The following is a 16,635-nucleotide window of genomic DNA, read 5'->3' on the forward strand; positions in this document are numbered from 1 at the left end:
TTGCCGACATCGCCGACTATCGTGCCATTCAATCCGCAGTGGCTTCCCTGAAAACGGCCATTTGCGAACACCCTGTCTGGTGGGAGCCGACGGCCCGCTGTGGGAGAAAGCTTTCGCGCGCGGACAGGATAGTCTTGGCAATCAGAGCGTTGATTCATGCGCGCTGCTCACGTCCCCGCTGTCGCCGCCCGCTCTTTGCCAGATGGGTGAGTGACAAGCGGGGTTGTAAGCAGCCCGTTCCGCTGCGCCACTGCACGGAAATCGACGTAGCGCATGCCGACCAGTCCGCCTTCACACGCCAAGCGCGCTCAGTGCTTCGGCCAAATCTGTCGCTCTGAAGGGCTTTGTTAGCCGGGGCAGGTCCGGCGCTACACCCTCGACGTCGGCGTAGCCCGAAATAATTAGACAGGGCAGGGTCGGTCGGTCCTGCCGCGCCAGCCTGGCAAGCCGGGTGCCGTCCATCCCAGGCATAAGATGGTCGGTAACGAGGACCGCGACGTCGTCCAAGTCCGCAAGCAGACGCAGCCCCTCCGCGGCTGAAGAGGCCTCGGCCACCTCAAACCCTGCTTCCTCGAGCATGTCGGCAGTGCTCATTCGCACGAAATCTTCATCATCGACCAGCAGAGCCAATCCGCGGTGCCCGCATCCGGTCACCTCCGCTGCGGCATCATCCGACGCACCGGCCGGCGGCTCTTCGGCGGCAGGCAACCAAAGCTCGACATTGGTGCCATATCCCACGCGACTGAAAATTCGCATGTCGCCGCCCAGCTGCTGTGCGAGCCCGTGCACCATCGACAATCCGAGGCCTGTCCCGCGTCCGATCCCCTTTGTTGAAAAGAACGGCTCGATTGCACGCGCAGCTGTCTCGGCGTCCATGCCGGAACCGGTATCTGCGACCGAAATAACCACGAATTCACCGGGCTTCATATCGCCGGTTTGATAATCTTCGACCTTACGCACATCAGCGCTTATCCGAAGCGTGCCGCCCTCCGGCATCGCATCTCGCGCGTTAACGCAAAGGTTCAGCAAGGCCATTTCGACCTGGTTTGTGTCCGCACGGGCTGGCATCAGGCCATCCGCGACATCCATGACGACCTGGATCTGCGGACCTGTCGTACTCGCCACGAGTTCCTTCATTCCCAAGACGAGCGCCCGCACGTCTATGGCGGTCGGCTGAAGAGGCTGGCGGCGCGCGAACGCAAGTAGCCGCTGCACGAGCGTGGCGGCCCGTTCCGCCGACTGCATGGCGCCTGCGATCAGCCGGCGCTGGCGCTCGTCGCCGACTTGATTGCGGGCGAGCAGATCGAGCGCGCCGAGAATCGGGGTGAGAAGGTTGTTGAAGTCGTGGGCGACGCCGCCGGTGAGTTTGCCGAGCGCCTCCACCTTTTGCGCTTGGCGCAATTGCTCTTCGGCTTCGGCGAGACGCCGCTGCTCCTCCATCCGCTCGGTCACGTCATGAACTATCTGGAAAGCGCCGATCTGCTCGCCCGCAGCGCTGCGCAGCGTGTTGAAGGTTATCTGAAACGCGCGGCGCTTGCGGCCTGGATCTCCGAACTCTTCGACAAGGCTAAATTCTTCGCCGCCGAACGCACGTGCCCAGGTCTGCCGCACGTGCTCACGCTCCTCGGGCAGGTCGGCGAGGGCATCGAGCATCGAGGCACCGACCTGCGGCCGCGTTCCGTACAGATCCTCAAAGGCCATGGCCGCGGCTTTGTTCACAGCTAGCCAGCGGAACTCCTTGTCCGCGACCAGGATGATTGCCGTCGTGTTGTCGACGACGTCCGTCAGCAGCTTGCGCTCGGCCAATCCCTCGGAAATGCGCTGCTCGAGGTTCTCGTTTAATTCGCGCAGCGACTGCTCGGTCGCTTTGCGCGCCGTGATGTCGATCGCCGTGCCGATGACGCGGTAGCAGACCTCGCCCTGGAACAAGCCGCGGCCTTTGGCGGCGACCCACCGCACCAAGCCGTCTTCCTTCCCGACCGTGCGATACTCGACATCGTAGACGGCTCTACGGACCGGATCCGTCGCCGAAGCATACGCAGCGGCCGTCGCGGCAAAATCCTCCGGGTGCAGTCCCGCATAGAAATCATCCATCGTGACTTGCACGTCAGGCGAAATCCCGAACATGGCTTTTACCCGAGGCGGCCAGAACAAGGTGCCAGCGATCACATCGACGTCCCACTGGCCGATCTCGCCAGCCTCGATCGCGAGACGCAGCTGCTCTTCGCGGGCGCGCAGGTTCGCTTGGGCTCCGACCCGCTCGACATGAGCCCAGGAGCGAGCGGTGACTTCGCGAATGAGGTGGAGCTCGTAATCGCTCCAGTGGTGCGGCGCCTTTTCGTGGATCGCCATCAGCGCGGCAAGACGCCCGTTCTTAATCAGCGGCATGCAAATGGTCGCGGCAATGCCGATGTCCTGAAAGGTCTTGGCTTCCTCCGGCGCGATTTCTGCCAGATTGTCGTTGATGATGAGCGGCCTGCCAACGCCGAGTTCCCGAACAGCCATCTTGCCAAAATCGGCGAGACTTTAATGACCCAGAATGGAAGGCGATCCCCGTGCGTGCCAGTTGCCCCGAATGGTGAAACCGTCCTGATCCTCATCCATGTCGGCGTAGGCGCAGTTTGAGATTCCTAGGTGCGCTGCAACCAGGTTCGTCGTCACCGCCAAAATGTTATCGGAGTCGTCAAGTCCAGCGACCGCCTGGCCGAGCTCATCAAGGAAGCGGTATAACTCCTCGCTTTTCGCAAGCCGACGTTCGGCCACTACGCGTTCGGTGATGTCGAACACCATGGCCAAGCTGCCGATCGGAGTGCCCCGGTCGTCGCGGATCGGCATGTACTCGAGGTCCATGAAGACCTGCTCGGGGCGAGCGTGCCGCCACAGCTCCAGCTCCTGGGCGTGGAAGCTGAGCGACTCTCCTGCGAGGCCCGCCGCGATGACTCTGGCGTTGAAGGCGCGCGCTTCCGGCCAGACGTCCAGCAGCTTGCCGCCGAGCGATGCGGGATGGCGCGGCCCGCACACCTGAGCATAGCCATCGTTGTAAATGAGAATGCCGTCAGCGCCCCAGATAACAACCATCGGTACCGGCGAGGAAAGCACCGTCTGGACGTTGGCCTTAAGTTCGATGGGCCAATCCGTGATCGGGCCAAGGGGCGTCGACGCCCAATCCTTGGCACGAATCAAGTCGCCCGCCTGGCCGCCGCCGACAAGGCCGCCGATGGGTACTTCAGTTGCTGCGCGCTCCATGGATTGCACCCTTAGCTTGGCTCTGGCCGCTCGAACAGCCGAGGGCTGGAAAAAGCATGGCAACGAGCAATCTTTCAGATGTTCGTGCTGCAAAGCCCTGCGACATTCAGAATCCTTCGGGGCATCCTCGCTACCGGCACATGTAAGGGTAGATGATGATTTGCTCTAAGTTGGCGCCAACTTCTAGTGCGCTATAGAAGCCGCCGAAGGACTTCCCGCAAAAGATCCCATGGCGAGGGTGGATAGCGGCTGACACTCTGGCAGAGTTCGGTTGCTGACCCCTAACTCCGTGGAGGCAACCATGCTTGCAGCAGATCGACCCCATGCGCCCGCCGCTATCCGTATAGATCTTGGCGCGATCTTCGTTTCGATGGAACTGTCTAAATCAACGTGGCTGATCACGTCTTTGTCGCCGGGCGCCGGCGAGCGGATGTCGAAGCACGTTGTGCGCGCCGGCGATGTTGCCGGGTTATTGGAGCGCTTCGCCCAGCTTCGTGCGAAGGCGCAGGCGCGAACCGGACAGGAGTTCGGCTTCATTGTCATCCAGGAGGCCGGTCTCGATGGTTTCTGGATCCACCGGGTCCTGGAAAGCGAAGGTATCGAGAGCCATGTCGTTGACCCGGCGTCGATCGCGACATCCCGCCGACGCCGACGCGCGAAGACGGACAAGATCGAGGGCGAAGCGTTGGTCCGTGCCTTGCTCGCCTACAAGCGAGGCGAACCACGCGTCTGCGCGATGGTCAGGCCACCCAGCGTCGAGGAGGAAGATCGGCGTCGCATCTGCCGCGAGCGCCAGGTGCTGATCATCGAGCGCACCCAGCATATCAACCGGATCAAAGGTTTGCTCTTCACCCAAGGCATCACCGGATATGAGCCGCTCCGTCGGGATCGCAGAGGTCGCCTCTCAGACCTCAGAACAGGCGATGGACGCGTTCTCGCGGCTCATGTCAGGTCGCAGATTGATCGAGAACTCGATCGTCTCGAGCTGATCATCGAACAGATCAAAGCCGTCGAGGACGAACGCGCTTTGCTCATCGCTGCACAGGCGGACAATACGCCCGCGGCGATGCTCCTCAACCTTAAAGGTATCGGACCCGAGTTCGCGATAATCCTTTATTCTGAGGGGCTGTTTCGCCATTTTGATAATCGGCGTCAGCTGGCAGCCTATGCTGGACTGGCACCCACGCCCTGGCAAAGCGGTTCGATCAGACACGAGCAGGGCGTCTCCAAGGCTGGCAACGCCAGGCTTCGAACGACCATGGTGGAGCTGTCATGGCTCTGGGTCCGCTATCAGCCGGACTCTGCACTGGCGCGCTGGTTCCAGGAGCGCGTGCAACACAACGGTGGTCGGCACAAAAAGCCGGCAATCGTCGCGCTTGCTCGCAAGCTCCTGATCGCCCTGTGGAAGTATGCGACCGCTGGCGTGGTCATCGAAGGAGCCATTATGAAGGCAGCTTGACCCGGCACCTTCCACCCATCCCCGGAGCCCGATCAGCTTCGTGGATCCAGGAGGCGAACCGAAACGGCTGTTGGCTTCAAATGCCGCCTGAAAGACTGGTCTCGCCCTCCTGAGCCCGTGCCCGCCGCAAGCGGGATAATGGTGCAGCCGTTCCGGACGGCGACCGCATGTGAGCTGGATATGGGTCGATCCGTCGATCCGCGTCATGCAACGGGCAAAGCCTGGATCCGATCGCCAAGGAGACGACCAATGCTGTCACCAAGTTAAACCTTGACCGACGTCCTCGTCATGTGAGCGGCCGTTCTTTCGGAAGGTCAGGTGTCGCCGGCTAAGCTGCCATGAGGGGGGTGGTATCCCTAACTTCCTCGCCCCAACATGCTGATCGCATCTCACCGCTAAGCATCGCGACGTTAGGATTTCCCAATGTCGTTACGTTGGAGATGTCTGTTATGTTGATGACGCCAGTTTGATAGCGACCCTGGCATTCGGTGCCCTTGGCGAGGTGCGATCTCGCCAAGGGCATTTGTCCTCGCAAATGAGATTGCGGATCGGGACGGTGACGGACGCGAAATCAGGATTGCCCCAGAATGCCGTCGAACGGGCGTTCGAGCTCGCAAAAAGCGGCGCCTACAGGAACATAAAGCAGGTCAGCATTCAGCTGGACAAGGAGGGCTATCTCAATGCCCGCGAGTATCTCGCCGGGCGCTCGATCAGACTTCAGCTTCTAGGTTGTGTGGCCTCTTAGGATTCCCATTTTTGGCAAAGTCTGATTCAAGGCTGTCTTTTTGGAGGCGGCTTTGGGTGTGATGGACCGATTGGTGTTGAGCGATGCGGCGTGGGAGCGGATGGCTCCTTTGATCATCGGACGCCCTGATCAGAAGGGCTCGACCGGCCGGGACAACCGCATGTTCGTCGAGGCAGTTCTCTGGATCGTGCGGACGGGTTCGCCCTGGCGCGACCTTCCTGAGGTGTTCGGAGACTGGAACAGCGTGTTCCGGCGCTTCAGCCGATGGAGCGCGAAGGGTGTCTGGTGGCGGATATTCGAGGCGATGTCCGATGATCCGGACTTCGAGTATCTGATCGTAGATTCCACCGTGGTTCGCGCTCACCAACATGCAGCGGGGGCCAAAAAAGGGGGTCTGAAGATCAAGCCATCGGCCGTTCCCGCGGCGGCTTGAGCACCAAGATCCACCTTGCGGTTCGCGGTCTGGGCTGCCCAGTACGGTTTGCTCTTACCGCCGGTCATCGCGGCGATGTGCCGCAAGCCGCACCGCTGATCGGAGGGCTCCCCGCCAAGGTCGTCATGGCCGATACCGCCTACATCGCGGCAAAGGGCGCTGTCGCTGTCATACCCAGTAACCCGTCGCGCGCCCGCAAGCATCCGCTCGACAAGCATCTCTACGTGCAACGCCATCTCGTCGAATGCTGCTTCAGCAAGCTCAAGCAGTTCCGTCGGGTCGCCACTCGCTTCGAGAAAACCGCTCGAAACTATCGCGCCGTCGTCACCCTCGCCGCAATCGTCCTATGGCTCAGATAAGTGTCCACACAACCTAGCCGTTCTGCACAAAGAGATCGAGGTTCGGCACAGCGAACAAGCCAAAGCGACATGAATACGTTGCCGCGCAGACTTCAGTAACAACTCCGCGCGCGGGCGCGTAACTCCGCCGGCATTGATCAACCCGACGCGGTCAACAGCGACAGTCTGTTCTTGCACGGCATTATCGACCTTCGAGCCGAACAGCGTGACGTTCGCCGAAAAGCCACCGCGCGGTAGGCAAGGTCGAGCGATGCCGTCTCTGCTGTCTCCACCTTCAGGCCGAAAAGAGGTTCGAGACGCGAGAGACCCGCCGCTGTGACCTCCTCCACGAACGGCGTGGGCGCATCGAAGCCAAGGCCTTAGAACGCGCGGATCGTCTAGGGGTCGGGCTTGTAGTTTGCGGGAATGCGAGGGCGAGGTGCGATCCGTACCTGTCGTGGTCGTCCCACCGCGCGCTACCAGACAATGTCAGATTGTCGGTAACCTTGTCTCGATCTGGGCGAACACGCCCGGCACCGTGTAGACGTAGTTGAAGACGGGGAATGTTTTCGAGCGGTAGCCGTCATTCTGGATCACTGCGCCCGCGAGCCAATTTGTCAACCCAGCATCTATCGAGAGCGACGACTCGCCAAACTCGGTATCGCCGTTTAACCTCGTCGAAGAAAAACCCCCTGTGAAGCGGGCGAGAGCTTGCATATCGAAAGTGACAGTCAGCCTCAGGGCGCTGGTATATCGACTGACGCCAAGGCGGGCCATAATACTCAGTCCACATGTGTCGACACGTCGTCGTCGAATGTATCCTGGTGTGCTGCCACCTTGATCTGGTCAGTGGCTTGGGGGCCTGGATCATCGTAGCAGCACGGACGCATAGAGCGTTGTCGGTCTTAACTTTGAGTAAGTTCCGACGAAAAAACTTTCTTTTCCTCTTTCACCCTCATTTCGCGAACCTCAAGGGGTGCAACGTAAGTGCTGTGACAGGCCACGGCGGTCATCAGCGAATGCCATCGGCGAACTCATGTCATGGACCGCCGTGGCCTGAGCGCAGCGCCTACACAACTGCCTGCCGCCCGCACAGAAGTAGCAAGGGCGGAGCCGATCAGGCGGGGCGGCGGACCCGCACGACATACTGGACAGCGACGAAGCGGCGCAGCAGCCCGAACGAGACCTTGTCGAGAACCTTGTGCAGCCGCCTGCCGATATTCGTCTGGATTTCCTCGCAAACGAGGCCCGAGCTGGTGGCAAGCTCGATCACGCCGTGCCGTGCGAACCAGCGGATATGGGTGCGGTCCATCACGCCGGATTCTACCAGATTGAATCGGCCTTGGAGTAGCAGCGGACCCACCAGCGACCAGTGATTGACGTTGGGCAGGCTGATGACCATCACCCCGCCGGGCCGCAGGGATTTGTGCACATGCTTGATCGCGCCCCAGGGATCGCGAAGGTGTTCCAGAACATCGAGGCAAAGGATCGTATCGAACGGCGCGTTTTCGGCGAGGACGTCATCCAGGAAGTCCGTGTCCTCGAGATCGGCGACATAGCCCTTGTCGACGCCCTTCGCCCAGGCGCTGGTCACGTGATCGATGACGATGACTTCGCTCGCCCGGCCTAGTTCCTTCAAGGCTGCGCCGGTAGCACCGATCCCGCCGCCAAGATCGAGCAGGCGGCCTGCATTCTGGGGTACCAAAGCGAAGACATCGCTGCGGACGAGGTCGTGATAGTTGGAAACCGCTTCAACCACAGTGAAACCCCACAATCGAAATCCTTCTTTCACCTCCGGAAGCGCGAATGTCAAAAACCGGGGCCGCGATCTTCGAGACGATCGCGTTCGGCGAGGAGATCCGCCAGGTGGGCCTCGACCAGATCACCGCGCAGATCGAGGCCGCGCCGATCGGCGTAACGCGGTCATCGGGACCATCGTCGAAAGTCAGCGCGACGGCCGGCGTGGCCGAGCGAACCCGCTCTATCGTACCGATGGGCGACAAAATCGGCTCGACGAGATGTTTCGCCCTGCGGCGCATAGAGGGACTGAGTCCCGTGCGCGCGCATTGCGAAAGGAAGCTCAGCACGCTTGCTCGCCCCATTCCCGCTGGCGCTCGGACTGCCATTGCTGCCGAAGGAGAGTAGCCACTTCGTGCGCCCAGGCCGGCCAGTTCAACCGGCGCTGGCTGTAATCCGCTGCCGCGTGAGCCATGTCGATATACCGCGCCCGGTCGCTGAGCAGGGCGTTTATCTCGTTGGCGAACTCTGCCGGGCCGGCGGAGGTATCGAGCAGAATTCCGGTTTTGCCGGGATCGAAATTCCCGGACACGCCACCCGTGTCGTAGGAGATGGACGGCACGCCGAACGATGCCGCCTCGGCAACGACTACGCCCAGCGCCTCGAACTGCGTCGGCAGCATCAGGATATGGGCGTTCTGGAAAAGTCCGGTCAGGCGATCGCGGTCAGCCTCGACGTTCTTGTTCAGAAATCCATGGAAGGTGACGCCCTCGATCGTCGGCGGGGGCGTGGAAGGCACGCAGCCGGCAATATCGAGATGGACGCGGCATCCCCGGTCACGCAGCAGTTCAGCGGTCTTCAGGGCGATGTCGCCGCCCTTCCCGACCCAATCGACCCCGACGAACAGGATGCGCCATTCGTCGAGCGACCGCTCCTCGGGCGGCTTGATATCGACCGATGGCAGGTTCGCGCCCCACGGCACCTGGAATGCCCGATCGGGCGCCGCCGCATGATCCTTGATTGCGGAAGCCTGGGCCCAACGCGAGGGGGAAGAACGCAGCGATCGATCCGGAAATGCTGGTCGTTTCCAGCTCGGCCGCGCTGGCCTTGAGGTTGGCGCTGAGCGCGTTGTGCCGCGGGTTGTAGTTGACCATGGCCGACTGCGTCGCATCCGACACGAAGACCGTCTTGTTCGTGCCGGTGAGGAGCGCGCAGATCGGCGTCGCGGCGACGACGAAGACCATGTCGGAATCGCTGCGCTTGAGCTGCTCTACCGTCGGCCCCGCGCCGAAGCGGGTCCAGGCCCGTGACCAGAAAAGGTCGATCTTCCCCAGGCTCAACCTGCGGATGAGGCGCCGGAAAAACGGGAATCCGGGCCGCCAGGGCTTTCTGATGACGAGGCCGAGATCGAACTCCTTTCCCAATGCCTGCAGCATGTGAAAAGGCGTTCCAGACCAAGTGTGGATATCGAGCGGGTCCCCGGCGCAGACGAAATCGATCTTCAACTTTTTGGAAGCTGACATACTCGGTCGATCCATCCTCGCGCTCGTCCGTTTACTGCCCGTCCGATAGCACAGAAGTCGTTAGCGGGATGGCTTGCCAGGCCGTCTAGGTCGCCCGCCAGCCGCATCATTTTGGGACAAAGCGAGGCGGCACAAAGGCTAAGGCCGCCCCACGACGGCAATGCGATTGACCGCGCAAGTTCCGCCGCTTAAGCGATGCCCTACCTCCAAACTGTGACAAGCAGCCGATGCTACGCGGCTGAAACGAAGGTGAGAACCGGATGTTGCCCAAGCTGATCCGGCCGCGCCGCTACGGCGACAACAGGGGCTGGTTTACCGAAAGCTATAACGCGAGGCGATACGGCGAAGCCGGCATCCGTGATACGTTCGTGCAGGATAACCACAGCTTCTCGGCACCCAAGGGAACGCTCCGCGGGCTGCATTTCCAGGCCATCCCGAACGCCCAGGCCAAGCTCGTGCGCTGCGTGGCGGGTGCCATCTGGGACGTCGCGGTCGATATTCGCGACGGGTCGCCTACACGCGGCCGCTGGGTCGGCGCGGAGTTGACCGCCGAGGGCGGGGAACAGCTCTATGTCCCGGTGGGTTTTGCGCACGGCTTCGTCACGCTGACCGAAGATGCCCACGTGCTCTACAAGGCCGGCGATCTTTTTGCGCCCGAGAGCGAGGGTTCGATCCGCTGGGACTCGCCCGAACTCGCGATCGCCTGGCCGCTGGACGGTGGCTGCCCCGTGCTTTCCGACAAGGACGCTGTCGCCCCCGCGTTTGCCGATCTGACGGCGGTGTTTCCCTATGAGGGCGACCCGCTCGGCGATCTCGAGGAGATCGTGCTGTGATCCGCCGCCGCGTCCTGGTGACGGGAGGGGCCGGCTTCATCGGCTCGGCCGTCGTGCGCCATCTCGTCGGCGATCTCGGCGCCGACGTGCTGGTGCTCGACAAGCTGACCTATGCGGGCAACCTCGCTTCGCTGGCGCCGGTCGTCAGCGATCCGCGCTACCGCTTCCTCAGGGCCGACATCTGCGACGGATCGGCCGTGGCCGCGGCGATCGGCGAGTTCCAGCCCGATGCGATCATGCATCTCGCGGCCGAGAGCCATGTCGACCGCTCGATCGACGGACCGGCGGCCTTCATCGAGACCAACGTGGTCGGTACCTTCCGCATGCTGGAGGCGGCGACCGCCTATTGGCGCGGGCTCGATGCCGCGGGCCAGGACCGGTTCCGCTTCCACCACATCTCGACCGACGAGGTGTTCGGGGCGCTGGGCGACGAGGGCAAGTTCGACGACAGCACCGCCTACGATCCGCGCTCGCCCTATTCGGCGAGCAAGGCCGGGTCCGACCACCTCGTCCGCGCCTGGCACCATACATATGGCCTGCCGGTGCTGATCACCAACTGCTCGAACAATTACGGGCCCTATCACTTTCCCGAGAAGCTCATCCCGCTGATGATCCTCAAGGGCCTGTCGGGCGACCGCCTGCCGGTCTACGGCGACGGCTCGAACGTCCGCGACTGGCTGCACGTCGAAGACCATGCTCGCGCGCTGGCGGCGGTGGTGGAGCGCGGTGCGCCGGGGGCGACCTACCTGATCGGCGGCAATGCCGAGCGAACGAACCTGCAGGTCGTCGAAGCGATCTGCGACCTGCTCGATGCCAACGCCCCGCGTGACGACGGCCAGAGCCGGCGCACGCAGATCGGTTTCGTCACCGATCGCCCGGGGCACGACTATCGCTATGCGATCGACGCCTCGCGCATCCGCGACGAACTGGGCTGGACGCCGCAGGAAAGCTTCGGCAGCGGCATGGCGGGGACGGTGCGCTGGTACCTCGACAACCGCGACTGGTGGGAGGCGATCCAGGCCGGCACCTACCAGGGCGAGCGGCTGGGCGTGAATGGCTGAGCGCGGCCCTTTCGAGAGGGTTTGGCTCGTCACCGGCGGCCGCGGCCAGGTCGGCGGCGCGCTCGCTGCAAATCCGCCCGCGGGTGTGCGCATATCGCGTCTTCGAGCGCTCGGGCTTAGTCAGCATCAGAATGGAACTGCTGACTACTACTAAGCTCGGCCTTGATTTAGGCTACCAGATTTTCTTACTTTCGACGTGGGGGAACGATGGAAACAATCTTCGACTGGCTGACGGTCGTGACCTTCGCGGCCCTTGCTGTGATATATCTGCAGAGATCTGCTCAGGCGGCTCCTAAGGACAAAGTTTGGCACTACGTCCCACCCGCCATCGGCTGCGCCGCAGTCAACTACGCCGGGAACGAAGGTTACGTGATACCGGCTGCTATGGGATTGGTGATGATAATGGCTTACATCTACTATGTCCTGAAACCACAGATGAGTGGTTGAAGCGGCGGTTCGCGGACTGGCGACGGACACTACCGATTTGTGTAGCGCATGGGCCGCGCAGATCACATAAGGCAAAGGGTCCCCATGCCTGAACGCGCAGATACGCTAGACCCTCCCGCTATTTCGATACATAAATTTAATTATTCGCCGCGCCGTTAGTGAGTACGTCCGCTTCCCATTGGCCTGCGCAATGTTAAGGATCTGCTGTCCTAGCCGGCCAACGACCGAAATATAGGCACAACTCGCCAGGATCGCAGCGCAAAATTAATAGATCAATTTTGCTGATCGGAGCCATTCGTGAACGATACGTTCGACAGAATGCGACGTTAGCGAAACCTGAGCCCGAGCTTACGGGTGCGAACCGCGTGAGCAAGTCTTACAGCCTTTTCAGGGGGGAGGTCGTTAGTGCCATGATGATGTCAAGGACGATGCTGGCACTAGCAGGGTACAGCGGTTCAAGGTCTTCATCGGCGCGGGGAAGCGTTGGGACTGACCATCCGGGATCAAGGCCTCGATCGTGGCGGAAAGCTATTCGCGCACAACCGATCAGTTTGGGCCGGCGGGTGAACGAAATGGATGAGCCGCGATAGAACGGCTCCGCCTTCCCGATCGTGCGGTCCACGCCCTCGGCGACGCCACCGATGCCCACGGCGGAACTTTGAAAAGTTTCACAGATTTGGTAGGGAAAGCTGCCTACAATTCAGATGACCGCATGTTAGTCATGGTTTGTCGATAGCGGGCTAGGCGAGGTCGGAACTTGCGTCGATCTAGGCGCGCCGCCGTTTCGGAGTTCAGTGTGGAATCGTTTGCAGCCTGGATTGCCGAAATCATCACGAACAATGCCAGATGGGCTTCGGCGGTAATCGGCCTGCTTTGTTTCGGGGAATCGCTTGTTCTGGTCGGGCTCTTCATTCCCGCCACGGCGCTCATGATCGCCACTGGTAGCTTGCTCGCGACAGGGAGGCTAGACCCCGTTTGGATTGTCGGCGCCGCGATCATCGGCTCGGTGTTTGGCGACTGGGTGTCCTATCTTGTCGGCGCGCGCCTTGGCCCTGCCGCTTACCGGCACTGGCCGCTGAGGGAGCATCGCACTGCCGTGGCACAGGCTCGGCTCTTTTTCCGTCGGTACGGCTTCTTCGCCGTCTTCGCGGGACGCTTCCTTGGACCCCTGCGAGCGATTGTTCCACTGGTCGCAGGCGTGACGCGCATGCCGTCTCGCTCCTTCCAGCTCGCCAATGTCGCGTCGGCCAGTCTCTGGGTGCCGACGCTGTTCGCTCCTGGCTACTTCTCCGCCAAGCACTTCGCTGCGGACGGCAACCTGAGCGACGGCTCAATGATGTTCATTGGTTTGGGCGTCGGACTGGGATGCGCGGTTGGAAGCTGGGTCTATTCAAAAGTCAGCGCTGCGCGGCGCCGGGCTCGCAAGTCCTATATACGCGAGGCGGCGTCGGCCCTGTGTGCTGGTGCCTCGGATTAACCAATTCAGTTCGCCCGAAAGCGGCTAGGGCGCTTTCTAGCTGCCCCAGGGTCGGCCGACGGTGCCAACATTCGAAACCCGGCGTCTTGACCTCGCGGCCTTGGTCCGCGCGGCGAGTTCCAGCGCATCGTCAAGCAACTGCGCGGCTGAGCGATCCGTTGTAAGCGAAGCCTATCTAGCTAAGATGGAGGTTGAATATTCGACCTTCGGCAGGAGGCCTGCCTTGATTGAGTAGTTTCTGGTTCAACAATCGAGATCTCCCAAATCAAGTCTCGAAGACAAATTCCCAAATAAACCCATTCCGCTCTTTCGGCTAAGTGACGTTCTTCCTGGCAACGATGATCGGGTTGAGGTACTGGAGGCCGGTGCCTTGAAACTGACAGCTCGAATTGCGACGCTCATTTCATTAGAGGCCGTCTCATCAGGTAGGCGCTGGGCTATCGGCGCCTTCAAATCGAGCCAGGCGCCTTGTCGCTATTGATCGCCTCGTCTTAGAAGAAGCGCTCTCCGACAAAGATCGTGTCGTTTTCACTAAGCTTCATGTCCATCGTTGCTTTGACCTTCTGGCCGTTGCGATAGACCGAGATCTTGCCGGCTGAACCGCGCTGGGTCAGACCGCCGCTGCGCGCGAGCGCCATGCGGATCGTCATGCCGCGCTCGACCTTGTAGGCGCCGGGGGCGCCGACCTGGCCATAGACGTAGAAGATCGGCGCAGCCGCCAGAAACAGCTTGTCACCGGGCTGAACGTAAGGATCTTCGGCAGCGCCGCCGCGTGCTACGTCGGTCACCGGCAGGCGGAATTCTTTGCCGTCCGCGCGGCGCAGCAGGATGTCGTCGGCCGCAGAAGGCTTGGCGCCACCGGCGCGGGCCAGAATCTCGGACACGCGATAAACGCGGTCTACTGGAACGAGACCAGGATTGCCGAATTCGCCCAAAACCGTCACGTAACGGCTGATGTAGCTGACGACAGCGACGTTGACGACTGGATCGGTGTAAAAGCCGCCGTCGCGCAGTAGCCTGTTTACCTGCTCGCGAAACTGAATCACTGTCAGATCGGCCGCCTTGACCGAATGCAGGTAGGGAAGTTGCACCGTGCCATCGGCTTGGACCTGGACGCGCGGGTGAAATTCCTCGCGACCAAGAACGCTGACATCGACGACGTCGCCCGGGCCGATTACATAGCCCTCGTCGGTGGTGCCAGCCGCCGCCGAGGGCGCGGCGCTTGCTGCCGGCGAAGAGCGCATGGCGGGCCGGGCTTGCCGCGAAGCAGCAGGTACGACGCTCATAGCGAGCGCTAATAGCGCACCCGCCCACGCAGTTGATCGGGACAGGCTCTTAACCATACTGTTCGTTCCTGCCAACTTTCTGGCATCGCAACCGGCTTCAGGCATCCTTGATCCTTCTTGCCCCACATCGGTGTCCGGTCGCTGCTGAGACAATCGGACACCATAAGGCCGGCCGCGAGAAGTAGCGTCGAAAGCGGACCTCAGGGACCTCAGGCACCGAAAGCGTTGGTCCGTTGAGGTGTTCCTGCATTGGGAAGATATAATGTCCTTGAACATCCGAAATCGTCATGACGCGAAGTCTTGCCAATGATTTCCGCACCACGAGACTATTGGCGTCGAGGCGTCAAAAGCTAAGCTTGTGCAAATGTGGAATATAAGATGGTCGCACAATCGAGTGGAATGAGGGGACTGTTTCGGGCTCCGATAATCGGAGGCTCGCAAGGAAGGGCGGCACTGACGTGCCCCCTGGTCCTGGACGGTCGTGGTGATCCACATGCCCTCGCGCAGATACTGCGCGCGGCCCTCGCCGGGTTTGGATCGCCGTTGGCCGCGGGCGCGACGACGAACAGCAGCCAACGCAGCGCCAAACGGGTAGTGTGCGGCAAGTCCTGTAAATAGCGGCTTGGCATGCTGGTTAGGCGGCTTGTCGTAGACCGGCTTTCTTCATCTCCTTCAGATCGTTCATGTTGAGGTAGCGGTTGGCCTCGAGCCAGTTCTCGTGGGTCTCGACGGCGAGCGATCGGATCAGGCGCAGACAGCTGTCTTCATTGAAGAAGATGCGCAACACGATGGTCCTGCGCTTGATCTCCTCGTTGAAGCGCTCGAGCATGTTCGTGCTCTTCATATGTTTGTGATGCTGGCGCGGCAGTCGGTAGAAGGTGAAGGTCTCCTCTATGGTTTCCTCCGCCCAGGTGGTGAGCTTGGGGTATCGTGGCGACCATTTCTTAAGCCATGCGGCAAGATCGCTCTTCGCCTCGGACAAGGCGCGCCGGTCGTAAATCCACCGCAGCTCCTGGAGACAGTCGTCGTCGGCCTTGCGTGGCAGATGGTCGAGCGCATTGCGTAGGAAATGGACGTAACAGCGCTGCGTCGGGCAACACCTCGCGGACGGCGGCACGCAAGCCCGCATGGTCGTCGGCGACAACATATTCCACGCCGTGGAGGCCGCGGTCTCGGAGGCTGACAAGGAAGTCCTTCCACGACGAGCGGCTCTCGCGGTTGGCGAGCTCGACAGCGAGAATCTGCCGTCGGCCCTCCCAGTCGACACCGAGCGCGACGAGCACCGCACAAGACCGAACAACGCCGGCCTGGCGGACCTTCTCATACTTCGCATCGATGATGAGATAGGCAAAAGGCTCATCCAGCCGGCGCCGGGCAAAGGCCGTCAAACTCTCATCCAGCCGCTTGTTGATCGCCGAGATCGTCGAGGCCGAGAAGCTGTGTCCGCACAGCTCTTCGGTGATCGCCTTCACCTTCCGCGTCGAGACGCCCTGAACATACATCTCAGCCAGCGTCGCTACTAACGCCTGCTCCGAGCGCTGATAGCGCTCAAACAACTCCGTCGAGAACCGCCCGTCGCGGTTCTGCGGCACCCGCAGTTCGAGCTTGCCCACCCGGGTGATCAGCGTCCGGTTGTAATGACCCGAGCGGTAGCCGACACGGCCATCACTGCGCTCGCTCTTCGAGGCGCCAAGCGCCTCTGTCATCTCCCCTTCGAGCATCTCCTGCAGCAGATCTTGTACGATCTTCCGCAACATATCGTGGTTCGCACCCATCAACTCTTTGACGGCGGCTATCGACGGCTTATTCTCGCTCCGGGTCATGGTGGGGCTCCTATGGAGTTGGTGACGTCAGACATCACCAGCCTGCCATGGCCGCTCAGATCCTCAATGGATTTTGCAGAACTCCCCGCACACTACCGGCGATTCCGGCAACAAGGCGGCAGAGGCCAATGTTTTGATTAGGCCCGATCCGGGAACCTTTAACGCGGTCTCGATTGATGAGATACCCGCGGCAGAGGGGGGCCACCCGAGCAGCGCCTGGGTTGAGC

General features: G+C 61.4%; 15 protein-coding genes and 1 pseudogene. 7 read left to right on the forward strand and 9 right to left on the reverse strand.

The annotated features are described in order from the left end of the window. Positions 1-291: 291 nt before the first annotated feature. Together KRR38_RS33525 and KRR38_RS33530 are read right to left on the reverse strand one after the other, a co-directional pair. Positions 292-2,505, reverse strand: coding sequence for an ATP-binding protein (locus KRR38_RS33525; protein ID WP_217408099.1), 2,214 nt, complete (start codon positions 2,503-2,505; stop codon positions 292-294). 21 nt (positions 2,506-2,526) lie between these two features. Beyond that, positions 2,527-3,246 (reverse strand): PAS domain-containing protein, encoded by a 720-nt coding sequence (locus KRR38_RS33530; RefSeq protein WP_217408100.1) that lies wholly within the window; start codon positions 3,244-3,246, stop codon positions 2,527-2,529. A 301-nt stretch (positions 3,247-3,547) separates the two neighbouring features. Here KRR38_RS33530 and KRR38_RS33535 point away from each other — a divergent pair, with 301 nt between their 5' ends. The 3 genes from KRR38_RS33535 to KRR38_RS33545 all read left to right on the forward strand — a co-directional run bounded on the left by KRR38_RS33535 (position 3,548) and on the right by KRR38_RS33545 (position 6,242). Next, positions 3,548-4,705, forward strand: a complete 1,158-nt coding sequence (locus KRR38_RS33535) for an IS110 family transposase (protein ID WP_217408101.1) — start codon at positions 3,548-3,550, stop codon at positions 4,703-4,705. 556 nt (positions 4,706-5,261) lie between these two features. Further along, complete coding sequence (locus KRR38_RS33540) at positions 5,262-5,450, forward strand: hypothetical protein (protein ID WP_217407864.1); 189 nt, start codon at positions 5,262-5,264, stop codon at positions 5,448-5,450. Between the two features lie 52 nt (positions 5,451-5,502). Then, positions 5,503-6,242, forward strand: a protein-coding gene (locus KRR38_RS33545; RefSeq protein WP_217407865.1) for an IS5 family transposase whose coding sequence is annotated in 2 segments (ribosomal slippage) — positions 5,503-5,838 and positions 5,841-6,242 — 738 coding nt in all. Because the reading frame shifts where the segments join, the coding sequence is not laid out codon by codon here. A gap of 468 nt (positions 6,243-6,710) precedes the next feature. Here KRR38_RS33545 and KRR38_RS33550 read toward each other — a convergent pair. From KRR38_RS33550 to KRR38_RS36805, 5 genes are all read right to left on the reverse strand, one after another. Continuing rightward, positions 6,711-6,998: a hypothetical protein gene (locus KRR38_RS33550; protein WP_217407866.1), complete on the reverse strand. Its 288-nt coding sequence runs from the start codon at positions 6,996-6,998 to the stop codon at positions 6,711-6,713. Positions 6,999-7,338: 340 nt separating this feature from the next. Beyond that, positions 7,339-7,980, reverse strand: a complete 642-nt coding sequence (locus tag KRR38_RS33555; protein WP_217407867.1) for a methyltransferase domain-containing protein — start codon at positions 7,978-7,980, stop codon at positions 7,339-7,341. Then, positions 7,973-8,260, reverse strand: coding sequence for a hypothetical protein (locus KRR38_RS33560; protein WP_217407868.1), 288 nt, complete (start codon positions 8,258-8,260; stop codon positions 7,973-7,975). Before KRR38_RS33560 ends, KRR38_RS33555 begins: the two co-directional genes overlap by 8 nt. Before the next feature lie 41 nt (positions 8,261-8,301). Next, positions 8,302-8,922, reverse strand: coding sequence for a glycosyltransferase family 4 protein (locus KRR38_RS33565; protein WP_254515893.1), 621 nt, complete (start codon positions 8,920-8,922; stop codon positions 8,302-8,304). Continuing rightward, on the reverse strand, positions 8,807-9,394 hold the full coding sequence (locus KRR38_RS36805) for a hypothetical protein (protein WP_254515868.1): 588 nt from the start codon (positions 9,392-9,394) through the stop codon (positions 8,807-8,809). The genes KRR38_RS33565 and KRR38_RS36805 overlap by 116 nt, the downstream gene beginning before the upstream one ends. Positions 9,395-9,741: 347 nt before the next feature. Between KRR38_RS36805 and rfbC the strand changes: the two genes are divergently transcribed. The 4 genes from rfbC to KRR38_RS33585 all read left to right on the forward strand — a co-directional run bounded on the left by rfbC (position 9,742) and on the right by KRR38_RS33585 (position 13,299). After that, positions 9,742-10,314, forward strand: a complete 573-nt coding sequence (gene rfbC / locus KRR38_RS33570; protein ID WP_217407870.1) for a dTDP-4-dehydrorhamnose 3,5-epimerase — start codon at positions 9,742-9,744, stop codon at positions 10,312-10,314. Next, positions 10,314-11,375 carry a dTDP-glucose 4,6-dehydratase gene (rfbB, locus tag KRR38_RS33575; protein ID WP_217408109.1) on the forward strand — a complete coding sequence of 354 codons (1,062 nt, stop codon included), beginning with the start codon at positions 10,314-10,316 and terminating at the stop codon, positions 11,373-11,375. The genes rfbC and rfbB overlap by 1 nt, the downstream gene beginning before the upstream one ends. Positions 11,376-11,582: 207 nt before the next feature. Further along, positions 11,583-11,822: an XrtV sorting system accessory protein gene (locus KRR38_RS33580; protein WP_217407871.1), complete on the forward strand. Its 240-nt coding sequence runs from the start codon at positions 11,583-11,585 to the stop codon at positions 11,820-11,822. Between the two features lie 796 nt (positions 11,823-12,618). Next, positions 12,619-13,299: a DedA family protein gene (locus KRR38_RS33585; protein ID WP_217407872.1), complete on the forward strand. Its 681-nt coding sequence runs from the start codon at positions 12,619-12,621 to the stop codon at positions 13,297-13,299. A 491-nt stretch (positions 13,300-13,790) separates the two neighbouring features. Here the strand turns inward: KRR38_RS33585 and KRR38_RS33590 are convergent, their stop codons facing one another. Both KRR38_RS33590 and KRR38_RS33595 read right to left on the reverse strand, forming a co-directional pair. Continuing rightward, positions 13,791-14,585, reverse strand: coding sequence for a polysaccharide biosynthesis/export family protein (locus KRR38_RS33590; RefSeq protein ID WP_217407873.1), 795 nt, complete (start codon positions 14,583-14,585; stop codon positions 13,791-13,793). A gap of 634 nt (positions 14,586-15,219) precedes the next feature. After that, positions 15,220-16,408, reverse strand: a pseudogene (locus KRR38_RS33595) (IS256 family transposase). Positions 16,409-16,635 lie beyond the last annotated feature (227 nt).

The sequence above is a fragment of the Novosphingobium sp. G106 genome, assembly GCF_019075875.1.
GTDB lineage: Bacteria > Pseudomonadota > Alphaproteobacteria > Sphingomonadales > Sphingomonadaceae > Novosphingobium.